This is a genomic window from Lentzea sp., assembly GCF_036380075.1.
GTDB lineage: Bacteria > Actinomycetota > Actinomycetes > Mycobacteriales > Pseudonocardiaceae > Lentzea.
In genome coordinates this window covers 1-4,978 of record NZ_DASVFL010000177.1, presented here as the reverse complement: position 1 = coordinate 4,978, position 4,978 = coordinate 1, and the positions used below count along the sequence as shown (strand labels likewise).

Sequence of the window (4,978 nt, the reverse complement as noted above, 5' to 3'; positions counted from 1 at the left end):
CTCGGCCAGCGCGGTGCTGCCGGGTTCGGCCCGCGTCTCGGCGGTGTGCGCCGCCCGCACGAGGTCCAGGTACTCGCGGGCGTAGCGCGCGTCCTGGTAGCCGATCAGGTCCGCGACCCTGGTGAGCACGAGGGCGCGCAGCTCGGCGGGCGCGTCCCAGTCGCCGAGCACGGTCCGCGCCCGAGCGGTGTCCTCGGCGGCCGTGACCTTCGCCAGCGCGGCACGGACGCGGTCGGGGCGGGCAACCGTGGCCCTGCCCCACTCGAACGCCGCCAGGTTGGCCCGCACCGCGACGCCGTTGACGCGGATGGCCTCCCGCACCGCGGAACCCGACACGGGCAGCAGCCCGGCCTGGTGCGCGGCGCCGAGCACCACGACGTTGGCGAGGGCGTGGTCGCCGAACAGGTCCTCGGCGATCCTGGTCGCGTCGACCCACAGGTCGCCGGGGGCGGTCACCGACGCGAGCCGCTCGCGCAGCTCTCCGGGAGCGACGGTCGCGGCCTCGACGCCGACGACCATGTCACCGGTCGGCGTGACGGAGTTGTTGACGACGGCGCGAGTCCGTCCGTCCATCGTGGACACGGAGTTCGGGGCCAGCGCCACCAGCGGGTCGAAGCCGAGCACCAGGTCGCTCGTGCTGACCTTGTTGCCGGTGACCTCGGCGCGGCCGATCCGGACGTCCGAGACGACGGGGCCGCCCTTCTGCGACAGGCCGGTCTGGTCGAGCCCCGCGGCGTGCAGGCCGTCGAGGAGCGCGGCGGTGACGAGGACCTGGCTGACCGTCACGACACCGGTGCCGCCGACCCCGGCCATCCGCACGGAGTAGACCTGCCCGTCGGCCAGCTCGACGACGTCGGCGGCGGGCATCCGGGCGGGAGGGTCCGCCGGCTTCCGGGCGGATCCCTTGCGCACGCTGACGAACGACGGGCAGTCACCCTCCACGCAGGACGCGTCCTGGTTGCACGACGACTGGTGGATCCTGGTCTTGCGGCCGAACTCGGTGTCGACCGGGTGCAGCGACAGGCAGTTCGACTTGCGGGCGCAGTCGCCGCAGCCCTCGCACACGCGCTCGTTGATCACGACGTCGGCTCCGGCCGGGGCGACGACACCGCGCTTGCGCTTGCGGCGCTTCTCGGCCGTGCACTGCTGGTCGTGGATCAGCACGGTGACGCCGGGCAGGCCGGCCAGCGCGCGTTGCGCCTCGTCGATCCGGTCGCGCCGCCAGACGACGGCGTTACGGGCCAGGCGCACGCCCCGGTAGCGCTTGCGGTCGTCGGTGGTGACGATCGTGCGCGTCACGCCTTCGAGCTCCAGCAACCGGGTCAGCTCACCGACTCCGATCACGCCGGGCGGGCGCTGGCCGCCGGTCATCGCGACCGCGTCGTTGTAGAGGATCTTGTACGTCATCCGCGTGCCGGCGGCGACCGCCTGCCGGATGGCGAGGTGTCCGGAGTGGAAGAACGTGCCGTCGCCGAGGTTCTGCACGAACGCGGCGGCGGGCAGGAAAGGTTGCATGCCGACCCATTGCGCTCCCTCGCCGCCCATCTGGGTCATGCCGGTGACCTCGCCGTAGCGGTCCTCCGGCATCCAGCCGACCAGCGCGTGGCACCCGATCCCGGCGCCGACCAGCGTCCCGTCGGGCACCTGCGTCGACAGGTTGTGCGGGCAGCCCGAGCAGTAGAACGGTTTGCGCGCCGGCAACAGCGGCAGTAGGACCGGCTTGCGGGACGGGCGTTCCGCGACCAGTCCCGGCACACGGCCGGCGACCACGTCGGCGAGCTGCTTCGAGCCGAGCACCCCGAACTGCGGCACGAGCGCGGTTCCCCGCTCGTCGGTCTTGCCCACGACCCTCGGCGCCGACGGAAGGCCGTACAGCGAGTCCTTCAGCCACGACTCCAGGAACGGCCGCTTCTCCTCCAGCACCACGACCTCGCGCAACCCGGAGGCGAACTCGCGGGCCGTCGCGGGGTCGATCGGCCACATCATCCGCACGTGCAGCAGCCGCACCCCGGCGGCCCGCAGCTCCGCGTCGCCGACGCCGCGTTCGGCCAGTCCCTGCCGCAGGTCGTGGTAGGTCTTCCCGGCCGCCACCACGCCGATGCGGTCGTGGGGCCCGGTCACGGTCACGGGGTTGAGGCCGTTGGCCCTGCCGTAGCGCCGCGCGGCCTCCAGCCGGACCGTGTGGAGGTTCTCCTCCAACCGGTGCGTGACCGGCGGCAGCAGGTTCCCCGACACCTCGTGCCGGTAGGGCGTGCCGTCCAGGACGGGCTCGGCGGCGTCGGAGAGGCGCACGGTCGCGGAGCCGTCGACGACCTCGCTGACGAGCTTCAGGCCGACCCAGAGGCCGCTCGCCCGCGACAGCGCCACGGCGTGCAGACCCAGCTCGATCACCTCGGCGACCGACCCCGGCACGAGGACGGGCATCGCGGCGTCGTGCAACGCGTACTCCGACGCGCTCGGCAGCGTCGACGACTTCGCCCCGGGGTCGTCGCCGACGAGCACGACGACACCGCTGTGCGGCCCGGTGCCGGCGAAGTTCGCGTGCCGCAGCGCGTCCGCGGCCCTGTCCAGGCCCGGCGCCTTGCCGTACCACCAGCCGGTGACGCCGTCGACCAGCGCGTCCGGGCGGGAGGCGGCGACCTGCGACCCGAACACGGCGGTCGCGGCCAGCTCCTCGTTGACGCCGGGCTGGTGCACGATGCCGAGCGGCCCGGCGGTGGCGGCGGTGCGGTGCAGCTCCTTGTCGAAGCCCGCCAGGGGGCTGCCGGGGTAGCCGGAGACGAACGCCCCGGTGCGCAGGCCGGCGGCGCGGTCGCGGTGCCGTTGTTCGATGATCACCCTGACCAGGGCCTGCACGCCGGTGAGGTGCACCGCCCCCGCGCCCGGCGCGTAGCGGTCGGCCAGCGCGAACGCGACCGGCACTGGCTGCTGCTCTGCCTCGGTGTCCAGGCTCATGACAGGACAATCCCCTTGGGGTTCGCAGACGACGCCTTGTTCGCAGTCCTCTCCGACGAAAGCTAGGACGGCCGTCACACCCCTGCAACCCCTAGGCAAACCCCTTAGCGATTTCGGTCCGGCCGCCCGGCTGTGCCATAGTCGGAGGCCGGGGTGAAAACGCGTTCGCCATTCATCGCAATCACACCGGCCACCCCTACTGAAAACCCCTAGAAGCAGAACATGGCGCACGTCACGGTTGCCGGAATGCGCTTTTCCGGCCTTGAGAAAAAACGTGCCCGGGTGTTGGCTCGGACGGGTGGTCATCCATCAGAACATCGAAGAGGCAGTGACGCTGCCACTGGAACGGCGCTGCCCCCTGGACCCGCCGGAAGGACTGCGGCAACTGCGCCAGGACCGGCCCATCACCAGGCTGAACTACCCCGGCGGCCACGTGGGATGGCTCGTCACCAGCTATTCCGCGGTCCGCGCGATGCTCGCGGACAACCGGTTCAGCGCCCGCAAGGGACTGGGCCGTTCCCCCATTCACGACATGCCGTCGGATCCGCGGATGATGGAACCCGGATTCTTCGTCACGCACGACCCGCCCGAGCACACCCGCTACCGGAAGGTGCTCACCGGTGAATTCACCGTGCGCCGGATGAAGGACCTGGTCCCGCGCATCACCGAACACACCGAACAGTTCCTCGACGAGATGCGCCGGCAGGGCCCGCCGGCCGATCTGGTTCAGTCGATCGGGCTGCCGGTTCCCTCGATGGTGATCTGCGAGCTGCTCGGCGTGCCGTACGACAGCCGCGCCACGTTCCAGAGCTCCGCGGCGGTGCTGCTCAACCTCGGCACCACCCCCGAGCAGTACATGGCGGCGATGAGCGACCTGCGCGAGCTCATCGCGGACCTGGTGGCGCGCAAGCGCGCCGAACCCGGCGACGACCTGATCAGCCGCCTGGCCGGTCCCGGCGACCTCACCGACCTCGAGGTCCTCAACATCTCCTACCTGCTGCTGCTCGCGGGCCACGAGACGACCGCGCACATGCTCACCCTCGGCACGTACGCCCTGCTGACCCGCCCCGACCAGCTGGCGAAGCTGCGGGAGTCGCCGGAGCTCGTCGACAACGCGGTCGAGGAGCTGATGCGCTACCTGTCGATCGCGCACATCGGGCCCGTGCGCACGGCGTTGGAGGACGTCGTGCTGGAGGGGCACCTCATCAGGGCGGGCGAGTCGGTCACCGCGTCGGTGCCCGCCGCCAACCGCGACCCGCTGCAGTTCCCCGACCCCGACCGGCTCGACGTCACGCGGTCGGCCGCCGGGCACGTCGGCTTCGGGCACGGCGTGCACCAGTGCATCGGCCAGCAGCTCGCCCGCATCGAGATGCGGATCGTCTACGCGGCGCTGCTGGAGAAGTTCCCCGGTCTGCGGCTCGCCGTGCCGGCGGAGGAGATCACGATGCGCGACGACATGGTCATCTACGGCCTGCACCGGCTCCCCGTCGCCTGGTAGCGGGGGAAGAGCCCCGCCGGTGACGCGGCGGGGCTCTCCTGGTGCTCTCGACTTCCTAGATGGGTTCCGAGACGGGCACGGCGATGATCACACCGCTCTTGTCGGGCACGCACACGATGGTGGTGTCCAGGTGCGTCGTCAGCTGGAACTTGTCCGGCGTGAAGGTGTGCACGCCGAGCTTGGTGGGCGTGTAGAGCGCCTTGCCGCCGGAGAGCAGCACGAGGTCGCCCTTCTTCACGTCCTTGGCGTTGGTCAGGCCCTTGGCGGTGGCCGTGCCGGAACCGGAACCGCCCACCAGCAGGTTGGTGTAGCCCTGCAGGGCGCCGGCCGGGACGTCGCCCGGCGCCGGCGAGACGCTGAGCAGCTTCGCCGTGAGGGCGAACTGCTGGCCCCTCCTCGCCGTGAGCGGCGCGGTGACGGTGACGTCGTAGGACGACGACGCCGACCCCGGCCACGGCGGCTCGGTGCAGGTGTAGGTGATCCTCAGGGTGTTCGACGACTCCTCCGCCGCGACGGCGGGAGAGG

General features: G+C 71.7%; 3 protein-coding genes. 1 reads left to right on the top strand and 2 read right to left on the bottom strand.

Annotated features, from left to right (window positions below; all coding sequences use genetic code 11):
* Nucleotides 1-2,955 (bottom strand): indolepyruvate ferredoxin oxidoreductase family protein (locus VF330_RS20025; RefSeq protein ID WP_330853154.1); only part of this gene is annotated, 2,955 nt, incomplete at its 3' end.
* A 328-nt stretch (nt 2,956-3,283) separates the two neighbouring features.
* Between VF330_RS20025 and VF330_RS20020 the strand changes: the two genes are divergently transcribed.
* Entirely contained in the window at nt 3,284-4,453 is a 1,170-nt protein-coding gene (locus tag VF330_RS20020) for a cytochrome P450 (protein WP_330853153.1), read from the top strand.
* A gap of 55 nt (nt 4,454-4,508) precedes the next feature.
* On the opposite strand, the gene VF330_RS20015 is transcribed toward VF330_RS20020, so the two are convergent.
* Nucleotides 4,509-4,978 (bottom strand): hypothetical protein (locus tag VF330_RS20015; protein WP_330853152.1); only part of this gene is annotated, 470 nt, incomplete at its 5' end.